At 65.0% G+C, this 19474-nt stretch carries 19 protein-coding genes and 1 pseudogene; 6 read left to right on the forward strand and 14 right to left on the reverse strand.

Annotated features, from left to right (window positions below):
- Nucleotides 1-34: 34 nt before the first annotated feature.
- The 5 genes from M6G65_RS06810 to M6G65_RS06830 form a co-directional block, all read right to left on the reverse strand.
- Nucleotides 35-1030 (reverse strand): nucleotidyl transferase AbiEii/AbiGii toxin family protein, encoded by a 996-nt coding sequence (locus M6G65_RS06810; protein ID WP_238197264.1) that lies wholly within the window; start codon nucleotides 1028-1030, stop codon nucleotides 35-37.
- Nucleotides 1027-1320, reverse strand: a complete 294-nt coding sequence (locus M6G65_RS06815) for a hypothetical protein (RefSeq protein ID WP_238197265.1) — start codon at nucleotides 1318-1320, stop codon at nucleotides 1027-1029. The genes M6G65_RS06810 and M6G65_RS06815 overlap by 4 nt, the downstream gene beginning before the upstream one ends.
- Nucleotides 1321-1634: 314 nt before the next feature.
- Entirely contained in the window at nucleotides 1635-2999 is a 1365-nt protein-coding gene (locus M6G65_RS06820; RefSeq protein ID WP_250103732.1) for a hypothetical protein, read from the reverse strand.
- On the reverse strand, nucleotides 2996-3547 hold the full coding sequence (locus M6G65_RS06825; RefSeq protein WP_238197267.1) for an IS607 family transposase: 552 nt from the start codon (nucleotides 3545-3547) through the stop codon (nucleotides 2996-2998). Before M6G65_RS06825 ends, M6G65_RS06820 begins: the two co-directional genes overlap by 4 nt.
- 80 nt (nucleotides 3548-3627) lie before the next feature.
- Nucleotides 3628-3846, reverse strand: a complete 219-nt coding sequence (locus M6G65_RS06830) for a hypothetical protein (RefSeq protein WP_238197268.1) — start codon at nucleotides 3844-3846, stop codon at nucleotides 3628-3630.
- Nucleotides 3847-4339: 493 nt separating this feature from the next.
- Here M6G65_RS06830 and M6G65_RS06835 point away from each other — a divergent pair, with 493 nt between their 5' ends.
- Both M6G65_RS06835 and M6G65_RS06840 read left to right on the forward strand, forming a co-directional pair.
- Nucleotides 4340-6178: a PAS domain-containing protein gene (locus M6G65_RS06835; protein ID WP_250103733.1), complete on the forward strand. Its 1839-nt coding sequence runs from the start codon at nucleotides 4340-4342 to the stop codon at nucleotides 6176-6178.
- A gap of 63 nt (nucleotides 6179-6241) precedes the next feature.
- A complete protein-coding gene (locus M6G65_RS06840; RefSeq protein ID WP_308445202.1) occupies nucleotides 6242-6625 on the forward strand; it encodes a response regulator in 384 nt (127 codons plus the stop codon).
- A 131-nt stretch (nucleotides 6626-6756) separates the two neighbouring features.
- Here the strand turns inward: M6G65_RS06840 and M6G65_RS06845 are convergent, their stop codons facing one another.
- Both M6G65_RS06845 and M6G65_RS06850 read right to left on the reverse strand, forming a co-directional pair.
- Nucleotides 6757-6984, reverse strand: a complete 228-nt coding sequence (locus tag M6G65_RS06845; protein WP_238197270.1) for a hypothetical protein — start codon at nucleotides 6982-6984, stop codon at nucleotides 6757-6759.
- A 117-nt stretch (nucleotides 6985-7101) separates the two neighbouring features.
- Nucleotides 7102-8508 carry a putative bifunctional diguanylate cyclase/phosphodiesterase gene (locus M6G65_RS06850; RefSeq protein WP_250104220.1) on the reverse strand — a complete coding sequence of 469 codons (1407 nt, stop codon included), beginning with the start codon at nucleotides 8506-8508 and terminating at the stop codon, nucleotides 7102-7104.
- A gap of 55 nt (nucleotides 8509-8563) precedes the next feature.
- On the opposite strand from M6G65_RS06850, the gene M6G65_RS06855 reads away from it, so the two are divergent.
- Complete coding sequence (locus M6G65_RS06855; RefSeq protein ID WP_250103734.1) at nucleotides 8564-8716, forward strand: hypothetical protein; 153 nt, start codon at nucleotides 8564-8566, stop codon at nucleotides 8714-8716.
- An 872-nt stretch (nucleotides 8717-9588) separates the two neighbouring features.
- Here M6G65_RS06855 and M6G65_RS06860 read toward each other — a convergent pair.
- The 4 genes from M6G65_RS06860 to M6G65_RS06875 form a co-directional block, all read right to left on the reverse strand.
- Nucleotides 9589-9918: a hypothetical protein gene (locus M6G65_RS06860; protein ID WP_238197272.1), complete on the reverse strand. Its 330-nt coding sequence runs from the start codon at nucleotides 9916-9918 to the stop codon at nucleotides 9589-9591.
- A gap of 363 nt (nucleotides 9919-10281) precedes the next feature.
- Nucleotides 10282-10503: a hypothetical protein gene (locus M6G65_RS06865; protein ID WP_238197273.1), complete on the reverse strand. Its 222-nt coding sequence runs from the start codon at nucleotides 10501-10503 to the stop codon at nucleotides 10282-10284.
- A 189-nt stretch (nucleotides 10504-10692) separates the two neighbouring features.
- Entirely contained in the window at nucleotides 10693-12549 is a 1857-nt protein-coding gene (locus tag M6G65_RS06870; RefSeq protein WP_250103735.1) for an HWE histidine kinase domain-containing protein, read from the reverse strand.
- 15 nt (nucleotides 12550-12564) lie between these two features.
- On the reverse strand, nucleotides 12565-13356 hold the full coding sequence (locus tag M6G65_RS06875; RefSeq protein WP_238197275.1) for a Crp/Fnr family transcriptional regulator: 792 nt from the start codon (nucleotides 13354-13356) through the stop codon (nucleotides 12565-12567).
- 213 nt (nucleotides 13357-13569) lie between these two features.
- Between M6G65_RS06875 and M6G65_RS33930 the strand changes: the two genes are divergently transcribed.
- Entirely contained in the window at nucleotides 13570-13827 is a 258-nt protein-coding gene (locus tag M6G65_RS33930; RefSeq protein ID WP_373323806.1) for a DUF6894 family protein, read from the forward strand.
- 270 nt (nucleotides 13828-14097) lie between these two features.
- Here the strand turns inward: M6G65_RS33930 and M6G65_RS06880 are convergent, their stop codons facing one another.
- From M6G65_RS06880 to M6G65_RS06890, 3 genes are all read right to left on the reverse strand, one after another.
- Nucleotides 14098-14637 (reverse strand): hypothetical protein, encoded by a 540-nt coding sequence (locus M6G65_RS06880; RefSeq protein WP_238197276.1) that lies wholly within the window; start codon nucleotides 14635-14637, stop codon nucleotides 14098-14100.
- 55 nt (nucleotides 14638-14692) lie between these two features.
- The gene (locus M6G65_RS06885; RefSeq protein WP_238197277.1) at nucleotides 14693-15022 is read right to left on the reverse strand and encodes a hypothetical protein; all 330 of its coding nucleotides are present in this window, start codon (nucleotides 15020-15022) and stop codon (nucleotides 14693-14695) included.
- A gap of 209 nt (nucleotides 15023-15231) precedes the next feature.
- Complete coding sequence (locus tag M6G65_RS06890; protein ID WP_238197278.1) at nucleotides 15232-15912, reverse strand: cell division protein DivIVA; 681 nt, start codon at nucleotides 15910-15912, stop codon at nucleotides 15232-15234.
- Between the two features lie 339 nt (nucleotides 15913-16251).
- Here M6G65_RS06890 and M6G65_RS06895 point away from each other — a divergent pair.
- Together M6G65_RS06895 and M6G65_RS06900 are read left to right on the forward strand one after the other, a co-directional pair.
- Nucleotides 16252-17811: pseudogene (locus M6G65_RS06895) on the forward strand (transposase family protein).
- A 440-nt stretch (nucleotides 17812-18251) separates the two neighbouring features.
- A complete protein-coding gene (locus M6G65_RS06900; protein ID WP_250103736.1) occupies nucleotides 18252-19265 on the forward strand; it encodes a transporter family protein in 1014 nt (337 codons plus the stop codon).
- Nucleotides 19266-19474 lie beyond the last annotated feature (209 nt).

Below are 19474 nucleotides of genomic sequence, written 5' to 3' on the forward strand. Positions count from 1 at the left end.
CTGTCGAGCTCACTGTTTCAAAAGCTACCAAATCTTAGCGATCGCGGCCGCCGTCGTCCTTGACCGCGACAACCCTGTCCTGGGGCGCTGCGGGACGTCCTTGGCTGTCCCATCGATGGAATGCCGCGGGATCTTTGGTACGCCATGCGACGAGCAGCGCGGCTTTGGCCTCGATCGGTCTAGCATCGAAGGTCGCGAGGAAGTCGGTTTCCCGCTGTTTCGAAGATGAGTTCCAACCGAAGCGCACGCGACCCGCTTGGCGACCAGGCTCGAACCAGTCGATCGTTGCGATCTCTTGGGCGATTGCCTCGAATGTTTGCTGCGAGATGGGGTTCTCGCGCAGCCACGCCATTTGTTCAAGGCCGGCTCTTGTCCGACCGATCGGATCTTCGAGGACGTCCTTAAAAGCGGGCGTTGCACGGACGGCCTCGCGCACTTTCTCGTTCGACAGGGAGCTGAGGGCGAGCGCGGCTCGGGGGATTGTGTCCGCCACTTCCGTTGCCAGCGTCAAAACAGTCTCGGGCTTGGCTTTGAGAACACAGGCGAGATCGAAAGCGTCCCGCATCGTGAAGTTTCCTGACCGGTACCGAAGCTTTTTGACCATGACTTCATCCACGGTCTCAAGCGCGATTGGGCGACCTTTGAATGTTTCCACCGAGAAGCCGGGCTCGGTTTGGAGTGCGGAGCTCAAAAAATCGATTTCGCCATCTGGCCTGTGGAACTTGAGGTAATGACCTGGCCAGTCGAATTTACTGCTGATGGATTTTGCGAAAGGATTTCGATTGGGCGAGAGTTCTGCCAAACGAATCCCGGATAGGAAGATATCAATGTCATCACTGATGCGATGTCCGATGCGGAGCGCGAGGGCCGTTCCTCCGCCCAAGCTCCAACGCGGCGTAGATCCGCGCGAAATCATGTCGGCTTCTCTTGGGGTGGCATGATCGAGTGCCGGAAGGGCGAGGTCGAGCAGGCTCGCCCATCGCGAGGGATTTGGCCGGGCTTCGAGCGGGCCTGAAAGGGCAGCCGTCACGGGAGAAAGCGCGCGATGTAGGCGTGGTTCGGGTGATCCGCTGGGAGCAACTGATCGGCCAGAGTTTTCAGGCTGTGAAAGCTGGCCGCGCCTTCGATGACGAGGTTTGCGAGTTCGGCAGGGTCGGCCTCGCGCAGGTGGGCTTCGAGGGCGAACTCCGTCTGCGGCGTCGGGCATCCTGAGGCCAGGGACTTCGCGAAGGCGACAGGATCGACGTCAGCGCCCGTGCTCGCCTTAAAGTGCCCCAGTGCGGCCTGGATAGCGTGTCCGGTCTGTTCCATGGCGTCCATCTCACGGGATCCTAGAGGCGGATGACCCATCATCTATGATGAGGTCTTGCGTGCGCGGAGGAAAGGCTTCGTCGGACCGCTGTCGTAAGTTGTAACGGGCATATCAGCCTCGGCTGACCACATCCGCCACCGCCGGGGCAACGGCGTCCCCGACTTGGACCTCGCCGCTTCGAGTGCTCGCCCGGCCCGTGCAGGAGGGGGTCGGACCCTGTCCCGCAATGGCCGAGGCAGGGCGCGAACGCCCACCCCTCCGCGTCGTTCCAGATCCCGACCGTGCAGTACGCGCGGAAGCTCTCGCCTCCTCCTGCACCAGCCTACGAACGCCCCGCCAACGACGCCGCTCGATCCTCGGACGCATCCTTCCAGGTGCGTCGAGGGCGGTGCCGTCCTGACAGACGAGGCGTTCGCCATATCCCATCGCCGCGCGGCCGATCACCAACGCCGCCGCATGATGCGGCGACATGGCCCGGCAGCGGGCGTACTTGTGCCGACCGATCACGCTCGTGAACGCCGGATCGACTTCGACGAGTTGCACTCCGTCGCGCGAGCACCTCCCCCTTCAGCACTTCGTGGAACTTGGCATAAGCGAAGCCTGACAGTCGGCGCGCGTGCGCCGTGCCGTACTCGCGCAGTCCCGCCTTCTTGCGGCTGAAGTCGAGGTCCTCCGCGGCGACGGCGTAGCCGTGCTTGAGAGCCAGAAGCGTCAGTCCGCGCACGGCATCGCCGATCATCGCTGCGGCCTTGCCGGTTTCTACCCCGGCATCCGGGAACGGCAGCCGGAGCCGGCCATGCGGATTGCCGTGGCGGTCGACCAGCACGACAGCGAGGTGGTCGACGTTGAGATCCACTGCGATCACGCCATGTCGAGCATCGGTGAGTACAGGAGCCACCGGCTCGCCGACGGTGACACGCACATTCCATCGCCCGCGCTCATCGCGAAACAGAAGCCAGGTGAGGCCCGTTCGCGTCGCCTCGGACCGGTTGCGAGCCAGCACGGCAAGCAGCTCTTCCTGGCCGTAGCGGAAAGTCACACCGTCCAGCGTCACCACCGTTCCGCCGAACGCGTTCGGCAGGCGCAGGCGCAAGGCCCGACCATCCCACCGGCACGTCTGGTTGCCTTCCGCCTCGCACTTCGCCCCGACGAGGAGGATATGCCCGCCCCGCCGCTCGCGCCATCGCCAGATCGCGTCGGGGTCCGCGTGCGATCGCCTGAGAAGCTCGCGTCCGCCGAAGCAGACCTTGGGAGTGCTCGAAGCGAGATCGGCCTTGGCCCTCAGGAGCCGGCCCCGGAGCCGGTCGAGGCGCTGCTTCTTGCCGACCTGCTTGAGGCGCAACGAGGCTTGACGCTTCGCGGTGCTGGCGACGACCAGCTTCCGGCCCAGCGCCTCGATCCTCTCGCGGGTTGCCTCAATGGCATCTTTTAGGAACTGAACGCGGTATCGCGCCGTGCCGCGCCAAGCGTTGACGGCTTGATCGAGCTCGAAGCGGATGCCGTTGAACTGGCGAGCGGTGATGCCAAAGCGTGGGAGCGCGTCCTTCTTGACGCTGGCGACGGATCGGCCGCGGAGGTGGATCTCACGGTAGCACCAGTGCCGAGCCCGGGCGAAAAGCTCGCCCACAGGGGCAAGCACCGCATCGGCGGCCGGGTCGAGCACGACCGTGCAGAACGTGCGGGTCATGCCCGAAGGGCTTCCGCGGCCCGCAGGGCGCGATTGCGTGCAGATCTCTTCCCGTAGAGGCGGGCCGACATACAGGTCATGAGGTCGATCATGTCCCGGACGAGATCGTCCTCCACCTCGCCCGGATCGATCACAATCAAGGAGCGATCGGCTGAAACGAGCACCTGTTCGACTTGGCCGACGCCAAATTGGGCGAGGCGGTCGCGATGCTCGACCACGATCGTGCCGACCTTGGGGTCGGACAGGAGCGAGGCGAGTTGCTTGCGTCGGTCATTGAGACCCGAGCCGATCTCGCGAACGTAGCGGTCAATCCGGATCCCTGATGCCGCTGCCCACTCGGCGATGCGTGCGACCTGCCGATCGAGATCGCTCTTTTGGTCGTGCGACGAGACCCTCGCATAGGCGACGGTGAGCCTGGGATCAGCGACGTCCACGACCCATCGCCCAGCCGGACTGAGCCTGGCACCTGGAACGCGTCCGGTCGTAGCCATGCGCCAAGCCGTCATCCTGGAGACGCCCTGCTGCCTCGACCAGTTCGTGAGGCTCAACACACGTTACATTATGGTACACACGATACGCTTCTACTCAGCAGCTGTCTAACCCTATCGTCGGCGACGCTCTCTGCCTCTCAATCGATTTCGCCGTAGGGCGCGGCCCGCTCTGGCAGGCTCCAGGACGCGAGCACGCCTTCGCGGAAGCGATGCGTTCTGCGGTCCAACCATGGCCGACTGTCGTCTTGAGAATAGAAGATCGGTGTTTTGAACGGCATCCACTCGTGTGGATCGGCCTCGCGGACGGTGCCCTTGGGTGTGCGCTGCCAGATTGCGCGGTACTCGCGGTTGAACAAGATCTCCCGGCCATCCGCGCAGGTCCAGATGTCGTAGGGAGGACGAAGCGGATTGGATCGAGCCGTGCCGGCTGGTCCCGAAGCACCCCAACCTCGTGCGGACGGCACATGATGATGCCGGCGCGGCCGCGCACGCGAATAATCGGCACGCCCGGGATCTGGACTTCCATGATCGAGCTGGCCCTCATCTTCCTAGGCGGACCCGCTATCGTCTGTAGAATGACTTGAACGACGGTGCCTTCGCACAGGAACGGTCGTTGGCGCACGTGGAATGTAGGGCAATTTCGTAGACAAATTACTAGGCTACGCCTGTGCGATCGTTGTTCACACCACACGCTCACGGTAGTCCGTCGTGTACTGACCGGACCGAGTTGCGCTTCGTGAGTTCAACCATGAGGCCGCAGTCCTGCGCAGGCTCCAAAACCGAGTATCCTGTCGAACCCTGTATGCGCTTTCAGCTGGGAGGGGGAGCACGATGCCGGGCGATGAGCAGATGATAAAGCGCCAGAGGGTGCTGGGCGACTTCGGCGAGTTCGCCCTCCGGAGCGAGAGCTTGGACGAGGTCTTAACCGAGGCCTGCAGGCTCGTCGGCGAAGCGCTCGGCACGCAGCGCGCCAAGATCCTGGAGATCCAAGAGGACGACCAGAGCCTCCTGGTGCGGGCCGGGGTCGGCTGGGAGCCCGGCGTCGTCGGTAAAGTCTGCCTTCCCATGAGCGAGCACTCCTCGGAGACCTACTCGATCCGCGAGCGCAAGCCGATGATCATGCGAGACATCCGACAGGAGATGCGCTTCGAGATCCCGGCGTTCATGAAGGACGCGGGCGTGATCGCGCTCGCCAACGTGCCGATCTTCGTGCCCGGCCGAAAAGCCTACGGCTTGCTGCAGGTGGATGCGGGCGAGCCGCGCGACTTCACCGACGCGGACACGGAGTTCCTGCGCACCTACGCGGTCATCATCGGGCCGGTGATCGACCGTCTGCGGAAGATCGGGGATCTGCGCGCGACCGAGGCGCGCTTCCACGCCTTCGTCACGGCGAGTTCCGACGTCGTCTACCGGATGAGCCCGGACTGGTCCGAGATGCTCGTCCTCAAAGGGCGAGGCTTCCTGGACGACACGCATGAGCCGAGCACGGGTTGGCTCGATCACTACATCCATCCCGATGATCAGCCGTCGGTACAGGCCTCTATCGCGCAGACCATCCGGACCAGCAGCATGTTCGACCTCGAACATCGGGTGCGTCGCGCTGACGGCAGCTTCGGCTGGACACAGTCGCGCGCGGTCCCGATCCGGGGCCAGCATGGCAGGATCGCCGAGTGGCTGGGTGCGGCCAGCGACGTGACCCGCCGCAAGATCGCCGAGCAGACCGTGCACGCGAACGAGGAGCGTTTTCGCTCGTTCGCCGAGAACTCGGCCAGCACCCTGTGGATCGTCAACACCGACACCGGCCGGCTCGAGTATCTCAGCCCCGCCTTTGAGGCAATGTGGGGTGAGCCGCGCGAGGCCGTGATGGCCGATCTCGGCCGCTGGCTCGAACTCGTCCATCCCGACGACCGCGAACAGGCTCAGCAAGGCATGCCGCGAGTTCTGAACAGCGAGACCTTTGTCAACGAGTACCGGATCGTGCGCCCGACGGACGGGGCCGTGCGCTGGATCCACGACATCGGGTTTCCGATCCGGAACGGAGACGGGCGCATCCACCGGGCAGGCGGCATCGCCCAGGACGTGACTGAGGAGAAGCAGACGGCCGCGCGCCTGGAGATCGTGATCAAGGAGCTGCAGCACCGCTCGCGCAACCTGCTCGGGATCGTCTCCTCGGTCGCCGAACGAACGCTGGAGAGGGGCAAGCCTCTCGCCACGTTCGGCGACCGGTTACAGGCGCTCGGCCGGTCGCAGGGGCTTCTCAGTCAAGGCGGCAACGATACCGTAGAGGTTGGTGCCCTGGTCCGGGCCGAACTGGCCGCGCACGTCGATGACGGGTCGCGGCAAGCTACGATCTCGGGTCCGGAGGTGCGACTGACGGCGCGACAGGTGCAGAACTTCGCGCTCGCGCTCCACGAGTTGACGACGAACGCGGTCAAGTACGGCGCGCTCAAGGACGATTCAGGACATCTCTCTGTGACGTGGGAGATCCTACGCGACCGGCGTAAGCATCGGCGGCTGGCCTTGAACTGGGTCGAGAGCGGCGTCACCGTCGATCCGAGCCGTGAGCCTCGGCGCGGCTACGGCACCGAACTGATCCAGGAAGCGCTCGCCTACGCGCTCCAGGCGAAGGTGGACTACTCGCTCGGTGCGGATGGCGTACGTTGCCGGATCGAGATGCCAATCTCCTGAACAGCGAACATCCGGCCAACGTGCGGGTTTTTCGAACCATGCGGCGCAAATGGCGGAGTGTCCGTGCCGGATCTTGGAGCTGCGTTGACGGGACGCTGTATCCTCGTCGTTGAGGACGAGTACCTGATCGCCATGCAGGTGAAGCGCTGGCTCCTGGCCGCCGGTGCCGAGGTGATCGGGCCGGTGCCGATCGTGGAACAGGCACTTGATCTGATTGAAGATCGCTGTCCGGATCAGGCCGTGCTCGATATTAATCTCGGCGATGGCGCGACGTCTTACCCTGTCGCCGATGCCCTCGCCGCGCTCGGCGTATCGTACCTCTTCGCCACCGGTGACGTGCGGCCAGCCCATACCTGCCTCCACAGGCAGCGCCCGCGGCTCGCGAAACCGTTCGACCAGTCGGACTTGGTCCAAGCTGTGGCGAACCTCGCCCCACGGGCGCGCTAGGCATCACCGAACGGATGCAGAGTACAGCGTCGGTTCGCCGGCCCTGCGAGACAGGACGAGATCGCGCTTGCATCAAATCACGATCTGCGCACTGCCGCTCTCGACAGGTGCGCAGAAGGAAACACTTGGTCCTATCGCCCGAGGAAGAGCAATGCGGCAACGATCCCGCTGAAGCTGGCGACGGCGGCGCTCGCCTGACCAATGGCGATGACGATCTGGGCTGCGCGATCCGGAGCCGGGTTGTCATTGGCGGCCCGGCCTAGCCGGTAGCGCGAGGACACAACCGAAACGACGCTCGTGGACATGTCTACGGCGTGCGAATGCCGATCTCTCTTCGCCTCGCACGCTGTCATCGTCATCCAACCTCGACCGTATGCCGGTTGGGAACGCGTGATGGCGTGTTTCGATCCATGGATCGAGGGCAGCGCTACGGCAGGAAGCCGAGCCAACGCAGGATCATCCGATGACCTGTGCGATCATCCGGCTCTGGTTTGGACAGCAAGCTTTGGTGCCAGACTGTAACGAAACTCGAGATCGCCGGCGGGTTTGGGTCGGCTGTAGAGATAGCCCTGCAGCTCCTCGCAGCCGCTCTGCCGCAAACGATCGGCCTGTTCGCAGGTCTCTACACCTTCGGCTGTCACAGACATGCCGAGTCCTCGAGCCATGTCGCGGATCGCCTGCACGATGACTTGATTGTCCCGGCGCGTCGGCAGCTCTTGCACGAAGGAGCGGTCGATCTTGACCTTGTCGAACGGGAAGCTGCGCAGATAGCTCAAGCTCGAGTAGCCGGTGCCAAAGTCATCAAGCGCAACGCGCACGCCGAGGGCTCGGATTTGTCTCAGCGTGTCCAGAGCCGCCTCGACGTCGCCGATCAGCACGGTCTCGGTGACTTCGATCTCGAGACGCGACGACGACAGGCCCGCTCGCGTGAGCGCTGTCAGGATCGTGCGCGGTAGCTCGCGGTTGCGGAACTGCACCGGCGAGATGTTGACCGACACGCGCTGCTCGGCTGGCCAGCGCACAGCCTCACGGCAGGCCTCTTCCAAAACCCAGGCCCCGATCGGGATGATGAGCCCGCTCTGCTCAGCCACCGGGATGAAGTCGGCCGGCGAGATCATGCCACGCTCAGGATGCTGCCAGCGAAGCAGAGCCTCGCAGCCGCTGACTGCCCCGGTCTCAGCGCTGACATAGGGTTGGTAGTGCAGCACCAGCTCCCCACGCGCGAGTGCCGAGCGGAGGTCCTGTACGAGGCGCTGCCGCTCCTGTAGGCGTCGATCCATCTCCGGTGCAAAGAAGCGGAAGGTGCCGCGCCCGTCGCCTTTGGCGCGGTACAGCGCAGCGTCGGCACTCTTGATGAGCGCGGAGGCGGTCTCGCCATCCGTCGGCGCGAAAGCGATGCCAATGCTCACCCCGACGGTGACGTCGTCGCCAGCGATCGAAAACGGAGCGCTGAGTGTGCGGATGATGTGCTGGGCCAGCACCTCGACCGCGGCCTGATCCGTGTAGGTCGCGTCCAGGATGACGAACTCGTCGCCGCCGAACCGGGCGATCTGATCACCACCCTCGACCACGGATCGCAGGCGCTGCGCGACGGCGACCAGCAGAGCGTCGCCGGCCGGGTGGCCGTAGCGGTCGTTCACGCCTTTGAAGCCGTCGAGATCCAGGCTGAGCACCGCGAGGCGCACGGCTCCACGCCGAAGCGCTTGATCGAGGCCGTCGCAGAAGAGCGTGCGGTTCGGCAGCTCGGTCAGAGCATCGTGGTGAGCGAGGTAGGCGATCCGCGCTTCGGCCTGCTTGGCCGGCGTGATATCGGCACAGACACCGCGATATCCCAGGAACGCGCCTTGCCCGTCGTAGAGCGGCCGGCCTGAGAGAGTGCCCACCAACGGTGTGCGCCAGCGATACTGAAAGGCACAATGATATCGCGGAACGCCAAGCGTGCGGCAGCGCTATCCCGAGCACCCGGCGGGCCTCGGCGTTTTCTGGGCTGCCGTCATCGACGAGAAGCTGTCCCAGGGCTACGCCCTGAATGGCGTCTTGCGGACGACCGAGCGCCTGCGCAAAGCGCTCGCTTGGGTTCTGATATTGTAGATCGGCGTCGGTCTCCCAGAGCCAATCGCTGGTCTGATCCTCGTACTCCTTGAGCAGGAGCCCAATCGTCGTCCCTTGCTCCTCCAGTTCCATCTGCTGCCGCTGGCTTGCGGTGAACAGCTCCGATTGACGCTTGGCTGTTCCCAGGACTGTCACGCCGCCAGCCACGAACAGGAAGGCCACGTACAGGATGTAGGCGTCGCACCCGCTCGCGAGGAGGCCCGTGATGGTGAGCGCGCTGACCAAGCCGACGTAGGTGGCCGCAGCGGGCAGCACGGGAGCGAGGATAAGGCCGCCGGCCCACAGCATGCCTGTGAGAAAGCAGATGACGCACGTGACCTGAGCTCCGCTCGTCTGCGTCAGCAGCCACGCCGGGACGCTGACAAAGAGCATGGCCATGATCGCGGCTTGACGCATGCGCTTCCGATCCGAGCGCGGTGAAGCGTAGGCGCGCGTCGCTCGCGCGTTCGTGCGCAGTGCCATCAGAAGCCTGGCGGCGGAGAGGGCGACGATGAGCGCACACCAGGTGAACAGGACGGTAGGTTGGATCTGCCACAGGAGCAGGGTCAGCGTACCGGCGCAGGCGATGTTGGCGAGCATCATCGCGGGCACGAGCTGATCGATGGCTTCGTGCCGGCGCGCCCTGATCCGACCCAGTGTCAGCTCCTCGGCAGAAACACGAGGCACCACGGGCCGGCCAGAAGACTTCGGCGCAGGTGGGTCAGCTTGCAGCTGTGCCATCAATCTCACAAGTCCAGTTGTCGTGCAGAGGTCTGACGTAGCGGTTCGAGGCTCGCCGCCGCGACGTGTCTGCTGTGACTGCACCGACGAGGCAGCCCCTTGCAGATCGGGCGACTGCGCGCACGACTGTCTCAGCGCGGCAGGGTCGCCGCCATGGCTCCAGCGAGGCGGTGCATGCCCGCTTCGAGGGTCTCGACAGGCTTGAGCAGCGTAGTCAGGCGCTCCGTCGGATCGGTGCCGCCAGCGGCGAGGCAATCGCGGCTGTAGGTCGCGATCGCCTCGATCAAGCTGCCCTTGAGAACGGCAAGGTTTGAAGACAGCACCTCGAGCGAGCGGAGATCGTCGCTCATGTTCTGATGGACGGAACCGACTTGGCTGGCCGCCGACGACGCCCGCGATGGCGCGTTGCCTGTCGCGAGGCGCACGACATTGCTCGACGAGACGCCCATGGTGCGCTCCATCCCAGGAACAATCTGATGGCTTCCGGAAGAGTTGCCCAACCACGGACGTACGTTGGGCGACTCCCAGATCCTCTGCGCACCGCAGGGCCGCGGTTGACCGCTATGACATTTGATCCGATGACGGTTAAGCGAAGCTTAATTCCGTCGCCGTCTGATCCAATAATGAACAATAGACACAAGTTGTTTCTTGCTGTTGCTCCGATCATTCCGCGCAAGTACTATTAACATAAGCTATGAGTGCGGAATGTCGCACGTCGCTGATGCGCGAAGACGGGATCCAATCCATTTTTCGCCGGATCGACCGCGGGGCCGCTGTGCCGATCCGAACATGCCAGCGGGTATTGGATCGAGGCAATGGTGTCGTCACGCCTCCTCGGCCGAACGTTCTGCCGCGGCTCTGACGTAGCTGAGACAGCGCCGCCGAGCTTGACGATCCCCGATCTGTTTGAAGGCTTCGAGCAGTTCGACGCATTCATCCAGGGACGCGAGGCGACTGCCCGCCGCGTCATCGACACCTCTGAAGACATTAACCGGAATGCCCAAGGTTTCGGCAATCCGCGAGAGAATGCGCTTTCGGTCGGACATGCTCTTCCGGTCGGCAGATGTATACGATTTCACGATAGGTCGTTCGCAGCCTACCTCAAGGCACAATCCTGCGACCTGAGGTACACGTTGTTTCGTGTCACCGGGCGGCACACGCCGCGACGGACGTCTTGAAACCGCGCTTGTGCGCACGACAACGGGCTGTGGCGCAATGCGGCACCGTCGGCGAGGTTAGGCGTCGGCCACAACGAGCTGCTCCTGCATCGAGGCGAGCGGAACCTCGATCCGGCAGATCAGGCCGGTCGGCGGGTAGGTCAGCGTCACCACGCCGCCGCTCTCGGGCGCGAAGCTGCGCTCGATCAGGCGCGAGCCGAAGCCGCGTCGGGCCGGCGGGCCGACGATGGGTGGACCATCCTGCTCGGACCATGTCAGGCGGAAGCGGGGCGCTGCGCCCTCATGCACCACGTCCCAGCGCAGTTCGACCGACCCGCTGTCGTTTGAGAGCGCCCCGTACTTGGCCGCGTTCGTCGCGAGTTCGTGCAGGGCCAGCGCCAAGGACAAGGCCGGTTTCGCCGCCAGCAACACGTTCGGGCCGCTGATGCGGATCCGTGGGACGCTGGTCTGACGATGGACGAGAAGCGCCCCCTCGATGACCTCGCTAATCGGCGCGGCCGTCCAACTGACCTGGGTCAGGATGTCGTGCGCGCGGCCGAGCGAGATCAGCCGCCCGGCGAAGGCCTCGCGCGCCTCGCCGAGGTCCTTGGCACTGCGCAGGGTCTGGTTGGCGATCGCCTGGACCATCGCCAGCGTGTTCTTGATCCGGTGTTGGAGTTCGCCGGTGAGCAGGCGCTGGTGATCCTCGGCCCGCTTGACGTCGCTGATGTCGCGCACGGTGCCGATGAAGCGTGTTGCGCGTCCCTGGGCGAAGAACACCTGCCCCTTGGCGGCGATCCAGCGCTCCACGCCGTCTTCAAGGCCGATGGTGCGGTAGGCAATGTCGTAAGTGCCGTCGCCCGCCGGATCGAGGGCGGCTTCCACCGCCCGGTCGACTCGATCGCGGTCGTCCGGGTGCAGGCCGGCCAGGAAGACGTCGTACGAGACTGGCGCGTCTGGCGGCAGACCGAACAGCGCGTGCACACGGGCGTCCCAGCCGAGGTCGCCCGAGATCAGGTCGAAGTCGAAGATGCCGAGATCGGTCGCGGCGATGGCAAGGCGGAGCTGGTCTTGAACTTTGTCCAGCGCCGCTGCATCGGCGCGCTGCTGAGAGCGGTCGCGCAGGATCTTGAGGAAGCCCTGGACGGTGCCCGCCTCGTCCTTGAGCGGCATCATCTCACCGCTTGCCCAGAAGCGTGAGCCGTCCTTGCGCAGGTGCCAACGCTCGTCGGGCGCGCGACCGTCGCGAAGCGCCAAGGCTCTTTCCGTGTCGGGCTGGCCAGCGGCGCGATCTTCCGGCGTGAAGAACACGTCGGCGGGGTCGCCCAGCATCTCGTCCTCGCGCCAGCCGAGGATCCGCTCAGCGCCGACGTTCCAGCGGGTTACCCGCCCCTGCGGGTCGGTCGCGATAATCGCGTAATCCGTCGCGCTGTCGAGAATACGGGCCTGCAGGATCTGCTGTGCTCGATGCTCCTGCGCGGCGTGCCGGGTCTCGAGAAGCGTGACTACTTGGCGAGCGAGGCTGGCGAAACAGCTCTGTTGCGCCGGGTTCAGACCGCCGGGGCGTGGTTGAGGGTCGAGTACGCATAGCGAGCCGAGCATAGCGCCCTGGGCGCTTCGCAACGGGACCGCCGCGTAGAAGCGCGCCTGCACGTCGCCGGACGCGATCTGGCTTCGGGCGAGCTGCGGATCCTGCTGCAGATCCGGCACCGTGACGATGCCGTCGTGATCGACAGGTCCGGTGCAGGCGGTCTCGTCCAGTCGCAACCGGTCGGTCGCGCGGCTGTAGCAGGCGTGCAGGTGCGTCGCGCCGTCTTGAACCAGGCGGATCACGGCGTGCGTTGTCTGACAGAGTTCGGCCGCGAGGCGCGCGAGATCCTCGAAGCTCTGCAACTGGACGGTGTTAAAGGACGCGGGGGAGGCAAATATTGTCATATATGGTCGCCGTCTTCAGACCGCTTCGCACACCCGGCTACCGTCCGGAGTTCGGGCGCGCAGCGACACGAGGGTGCCGCTCGCATTGTAGACGGCACCGAGCACGGCCTCGAAGTGCCGTTTGACCGCGCCGTGGCACTCGCATGCCGATGCCTCGACGGCTGCACGGCTGACGATGATGATCCGCCCGCGCCGGACATGGATCAGCCCCTGCTGCTGTAGGGTCCGCAGCGCGCGCGACAGGTAGGAGCGCTGCACGCCCAGGAGCTCAGCCAGCACCTCGTGGGTGATCGGCAAGACCTCGGTGCCGAGCCGATCCTGCAGGCTGAGCAGCCATCGGGCGCAGCGCGCCTCGATCGTGTGGCTGGCGTTGCAGGCCACCGATTGTAGCACTTGGGCGAGCAGACAGTCGGAGTACCGGGTCAGCAGATTGCGCAGGCCCGGCGAGGTCTGCTTGATCTTCTGCAACACCGCGGCCTCGATGCGCAGCACAGATCCGGGGACCTGAACCACCGCGCGGCTGAAGGCGGGCAGGGAGCCCTGGCTGACCACGCCGCCGATCGCGCCCTCATGACCGACCGTGGCGGTCTCGACCGCGCGGCCCTCCCGCAAGCCGATCACCAGGGCGGCCACACACGGACCGAGCGGGAACGAGATGGAACTGACGTCCTCGCCCGCCTCGAACAGCGCCTCGCCGCGCGCGTACGGCTTTAGCTCCAGGTGCGGTTTGATGAGCGCCTGATCCGGCAGGCGCAGGGCGCTGAGGAGCAGATTGCCGCTGAGCAGGACGTCGATGTCGGCAGGCATGGGTTGGCGGCAGGTCGTTACAGATCGATGGCGCGCAACTCATACCGCGACGCTTGGAGCCTGTCTGGTCACAAGTGCCCAAACAGACGAAAGGCCGACTACAATCATCGAGTTGAATCTGTCGGCAGCCTTAATTTCTAACCTATGCAACCTTTTGCGGGTGAACGGTTTCTCAGTTCGTACCGGTCTGCGTTCACGAACCCGCGCGTCGCGATGCCTCGCTACTTCATCGACTACGAGGATGGCTCGGAAAGCCTGCGAGACGAGGAGGGGACGTGCTATCCGAATCTGCACGAGGCTCGCGACGCCGCGATCGCGGCGCTGCCCGATTTCGGCCGTGAGCCACCGCCCGCTGATGGCCGGCGGGCATTCCGAGCCTTGGTACGCGATGAGGCTGGGACGGTGCTCTGCACCGTGACGCTCAGCATGGCTGCGGAGTGTCATCCTGAGGGTCAAGGCAGGAGCGCCTGACCTATTGTCAGGCGCTTCTGCCTAGAGACGTGTCAGCCGCAGTCGCCACGCCCTGAGATCCGCGGCGTCTAACGGACCACTGCGCGAGCCAGCAGACTCAGTTCGGGAGATTTGGTCAATGGCTATCTGATCGAGCGGCCCGCCCTGCGCAGAGAGGCACCCGCCGAGCAGCAGCGCGAGCGAAACCGCCGTGAGAACAACTTGCAGAGACCGAAATGGAAGACCGAGAGCGCTCACGAGTTCAGCCGATCAACACGGTTGCGTCTGCATTCAGGCCGCGACTCTCTGGTCGGCCGGTAGCAGAGCCCGGCTCGCCTGCTCAATCCGCTTCAGCCAGTCCTCAGCAGCTTCGGCTCGCGCTTCGGCTGCGCGCGCCCGTTCCTCCATCGCCTGCAGCTGCGCCGTCGCCACAGCCTGGAGGTCGCGAACGCGCGCCTCGGCCTGAGCTTGGAGTTCCTCCATCTTCGTATCCGCCTGCGACCGGACCCCGCTCAGCAGAGCCTCAAGGGCTTGAACTTCCTGCTGCGTCCGCTTCAGCTCCTCAAGCAACGCAGCTTGCTCCGCAGCCTGCGCGCGCAGACGCGCCTCCTGCTGCTGAGCGGCGCTTTTGGCCGCGGTGAGGGTGTCGAGCACACCCGTCCAATCCGATAGGGCCGGGGACGGCGGGAGAGCGGCCGCAGCTGCCGCCCCGACAGCCGCGGAAGTTCCTGTCGGGATGGCTGTCGTCAGCGGCCGCCCCTGGTCGTCCGGTCGGTTCGCGATGATCCGCGCATCAAGGTGGGCCCAGAAGGCTTCATCGATCGCCGCCATCCCTAGTCCTTCTTCCTGGATCTGTCCTGAAACGGTCACCGCCGCGGCGGCAGGGCTACGCGCTCCGCGCGCCGGTCTTTTGCGGAGCGGCAGGCTCCACCACAAATTCGGCCTCGATCGCCTCGGAAATCCGTTGCAGCCACTCCTCGGCCGCCGCAGCACGCTCCTCAGCTGCCTGCGCACGCGCTTCCGCAGACCGGATCGCATTGCTCGCCTGTGCCTCGGCCGCCCGGGCACGTTGCTCAGCGGCCCGGACCTTGGCGTCAGCGTCCCGCAGGTCGGCTCGCACCTGCTCCAGCAGGTCCTGGACGCGCAGCTCGTATTCCTGCGTGCGGTCCTCGACCTCTCGGATGTAGTGGGCCGCCCCGCGCACCCGCTCCAGCACACCCGTCCATTTCGCTGAGGCCGTCTCTGCCGAGGGATGCGCTGACGGCTGGCTAGCGGCGATTGAGGCAAGGACCACAACCTTTGGGGACGCTGCCGCTACGGCTTCGTCCTGGACAGTCGCGGGCGTCAGCGCGCTCCTGTCCGGCTGATCTGACGGGATCTGTGCTGATTGTTCCATGGTCGGTCCTCGGTGTCAGCCGCGTCGCCTCACGTCGGTGCCCGGGCCGGGCTCATATGGCCGCCGAGCAGCAGAGCCTTGGCGGCCGTGTCGATGCGTTGCAGCCATCGCTCCGCGGTGTCCGCCCGGAGATCGGCGACCCGCACCTGCTCCTCGGCCGCCCTGACCCAGGCCTCCGACTCGGCGCGAATCGTCCTCACCCGCATCTCCGCCTCGGCGCGAATCTCCTGCACTTGCGCATCCGCATCTGCCTGAACCTTCTGCAGACGGATGTCGGCACGCGTTTGGATCTCTTGAACGCGCATCTCGGAGAGCTGGAGGCGCTGCTGCGTTTCCCGCAGTTCCCGCTGCAAGGTTTGAAGCGCGGCTTCGTGCGACACGCTCTGCTCCGTGAGGCGCTTCTTCTGCTCGTCAGCCAGGCCGGCCATACCGTTGATGATGTCGAGGGTGCTCATCCAGTCCGACACATCGTCGGCTTCCGGCTCGGAGTAAGGTGTTACCGGTCCGGCATCACTGATTGTTTCAGTTGGCAGGACTGGTGCGGGATCACTGCCGTCGGCCGCCGTCTCCGTCCAAGAAGTCGGCGCTCCCGATGTGAAGGAGGGCTTCAGCGTCAAAATCTCGGCAGTCGGCTTCTCGACGATCCTGTCGAGACTCTCCGCGACTTGCGTCAGGATCTGGGACCACGAGGCTGTTGGGGCCGCAACCATGCTGATTTTGCCCTGCCGGGAAGGGAATAAGTCCTGACAGAGGCACTGACATGGTTAACGAGCAGTTAATTGGCTCACACTTCGTTATGCATATATAAGTTCTTCTTAATCGAGATTAATCATCTGGGGCGTGACGATCGTGCGCGCGGCCGTGGGCAGCTGCTGCACGCTCGCACGGAGGCTGGCCTGCCACTCCGAGCTACGCTGCCGAGCCGCGTCGAACGCGTTCCGGAGGGTGCGTTCACGTCCGGCCGATCCTCCCCTGCTTACGCGGTTCTACCGCACTTTGCGTGGAACGGTCACGGTGACGGGGATGGCACAAGCTGGTTCACCAGGCGGATGATCCTGTCCTCATCCTTGCCGGGCTGCGCGATCGAGCGCGTCATCCGGAGCGACGGTCGTCTTGTCGTCATCGCCCATGCGCGGCGTGTTCGTGGCCGGTGTCCGACCTGTGGCACGACCAGCTCTGCCGTTCACAGCCGCTTTGAACGCCGTCCGGCCGATCTGCCGAGCGTTGGTCAGCCCATGACGCTGCGCCTACACATCCGGCGCTTCTATTGCCATCATAGTGCCTGCCGCCGTACCTTCGCGGAGCCATTTCCGCAGCTGATGCCGCCGCAAGCACGCCGGACGCGCCGCCTCGCGCAGGCCCAGACCCGCATCGAGCTTGCGGCGGGTGGCGGGGCTGGTGCGCGCCTGACCGGCCAGCTGGGGATGCAGACCAACCGTGATGTCTCCCCGCCTTAAAAGGCGGGGCTTCCATGCCCGGAGGGGCACGGCGTCTTGTTGCCTGCCCGTTCGGGGGCGACCGTCACCACCTGGCTGCGACGCCATCCCGGCATCCAGATCGTCGCCCACGACCGCTCGACCGAGTAAGCCCGAGCGACGGCGACAGGCGCTCCCTCTGCTCTCCACGCCGACTGATGGCATCTCCTCCTCAACATGCGCCAAGCACTCGAACGCTGGTTCGACCGCGTTGATAGTCGGCTGCGGCAGCTGCCCGCTCTGTCCAGCGGCAATGGCCGACAGCCAGGGGAACGCCTGCATGCGGACCGCCGCAGCGCGGCCGAGATCGCGACAAGCCTCGACAGCAGCGTCCAGCGACTTGCGTCCTACGAGGACGTGCATCGACGTTATCAGGCAGGTGAGTCCCTCCTGGCGATCGGCCGCGTCATGGGTCTGGGGCGCGCAACCGTGCGCAGGTACGCCCAGGCCGAGAGCTTGCTCAAGCGCACGATCCGCTGGCCCAATCCGTCTTGCCTCGATCCCTATCTCGCTCATCTGGAGCAGCGCATGGCCGAGGGCTGCGAGAACGCCATGGAGCTTTGGCGCGAGATCCGCGACCGGGGCTTCGCTGGCACTCATCGGCAGGTGCACCGCTACGTCGCTGAGCGGCGCACGAAGCCGGCGCGGCGCACCGCCCACAAATGGCTGTCGCGGACCGGCTCGACGGGCGCGGAGGTTCCCGGAGCAGAACCAATCGCCTCTCCGAAGCAGCTGGCCTGGACCCCGGTTCACGCCATCACGACTTTGCCGCCCCGGGCCACGGCCGACCTCGCCCGCATCCGGCAGGATGCCGAGGCAGCACGGGTTGCCGATCTGGCGCGACGGTTCACGAAGTTGGTCCGCGCCTGCGGCCTGGATGGCGACCGAAAAGCGGATGCAGTCGGCGCACTCGACAGATGGCTCCCGAAGACGCGCAACTGCGGCGTCGCGGCGTTGGAGACCTTCGCGGCTGGCTTGGCGCAGGACGGGCCGGCGGTTTGGTCGGCGCTGACGACGTCCTGAAGCAACGCGCAGGCAGAAGGGCAGATCAGTCGGCTGAAGATGCTCAAGCGCACCATGAACGGCCGCGCTAGCTTCGCACGCCTCCGCCACCGCGTGCTCCTTGCTGCTTGATCCACGCAAAGTGCGGGAGAACCGCGAAGCCAAGGGAGGATCACCAGACAGATTGCCCAGCCGATCCATTTCCCTTCTACCCATCACACGGGCGTATCAGCGAAGTCCAGGGATTTAAGGTTTTGGTAATAACTTCGAAGCGCCAAGGCGATCGCGCTACTGGTGTGTGCCGGGGATCCCGGGACAAAACCGCATGGGGACATTTTGCAGCGCGGGAAGAATGGTGCATTTCTGCCACTACAGCGCACCGTTGCTTCTAACCTGAGCTGTTGTGACTATCAATCAACCGCTAACCGTAGGATATTTCCTGTGTTGAGACGGGCAGGCTCCGTGGGGGCGCTCGGTAGGTCCAAAGCCGGCAGCCGCGACAGGCGAGCAGACCGGCAGGGAAATGCCGAATGCGGGACGGATGCCTTGAGACCTTGGGAAGGAATGAGAAAATGATGAAGAACTGGCTCGCGGCCGGCACGGTCGCGCTCACGGTCGGCATGGCCTCGGCGATCGCGCAGGCGCAGACCACGACGGTTCCGGGCGAGCAGGTCGGCCTCGCTGTCGGCGCGCCGCTGCCGGAAGGCATCTACGCCATCAACACGTTCACCTACCGCCGCACCGACGGCCGCAACGATCCCGACACGGCCGTCAACATCCCGGTCCTGGTGTGGTCGACCCCGCTGGTGCCGTTCGGCGGCCGCGTCGAGCTGCTCGTCGCGCCTCCGACCGTGTTCGTCTTCACCCGCAATCCGGCGGGCCAGCCTAACAAGGACATCTCGATCAACGTCGGCACCTTCGTCGGCGGCATCTGGGCGTTCGATCTCGGCGGCAACTTCGGCGTCAGCTTGCTCGGCGGTGTGTACCTGAACGACCTCAACGGCGACCGCGGCTCGCTGTTCACAGGCTCTACCAGGGTGAACCCGCTCTCCGGGACCGGTCAGATCCCAGTCGGCACCCCAGTCCTGCCGCAGCTTTCCTCCAACACCTACCGCTTCGGCATCGCCGGCAGCTACACCGGTGACGGCTGGAACATCACCACCAACCTGACCGCCAACATCTACGACTCGCCCGGCCGTTTCGGTGGTCCAGTCGGTGCCTTCATCGGCCCGATCCGACTGTCGAACGCCCTGAACTTCGACTTCACGGCGACCAAGAAGTTCGGCAACTTCGAGATCGGTCCGGTCGCCTACGGCACCTACAACTTCGACATCAGCCAGTTCAGCGCGGCGGTTGGAAACCGCGGTCGCTTCGCCATCGGTGGCCTGATCGGCTACGACTTCAAGGTCTTCACCGTCCAGGCCTACGTCGCCCGCGACGTCGTGACCGGCGCGACCCTCACCAACGCGTTCGGCCGCACCCGCAGCGACTACTCCACCGACGGCTGGATCCGGTTCATCGTGCCGCTCTACTCGCCGACCCCGGCCGCGTCGCCGATCCCAACGCCGCTGGTCCGCAAATATTAAGCACTGGTTTAGATCCACATGCGTTCGGTCCGCACCAGTAACGGTGCGGGCCTTTTTTAGTTTTCAGATCACAATACATCTTGCTGTATGGACAAGCGACAGAAAATGAGAATCGAGCGGGCGGCTCGAATTTCTTTTGTGTTACAGGAGATCCGATTGGCCGGGATCTCGGACCCGGCGGAAATCGCGAATGCCCTCAATGCGCGGGG

Source organism: Methylobacterium tardum, from assembly GCF_023546765.1.
In the GTDB taxonomy this organism is placed as follows: Bacteria; Pseudomonadota; Alphaproteobacteria; order Rhizobiales; family Beijerinckiaceae; genus Methylobacterium; species Methylobacterium tardum.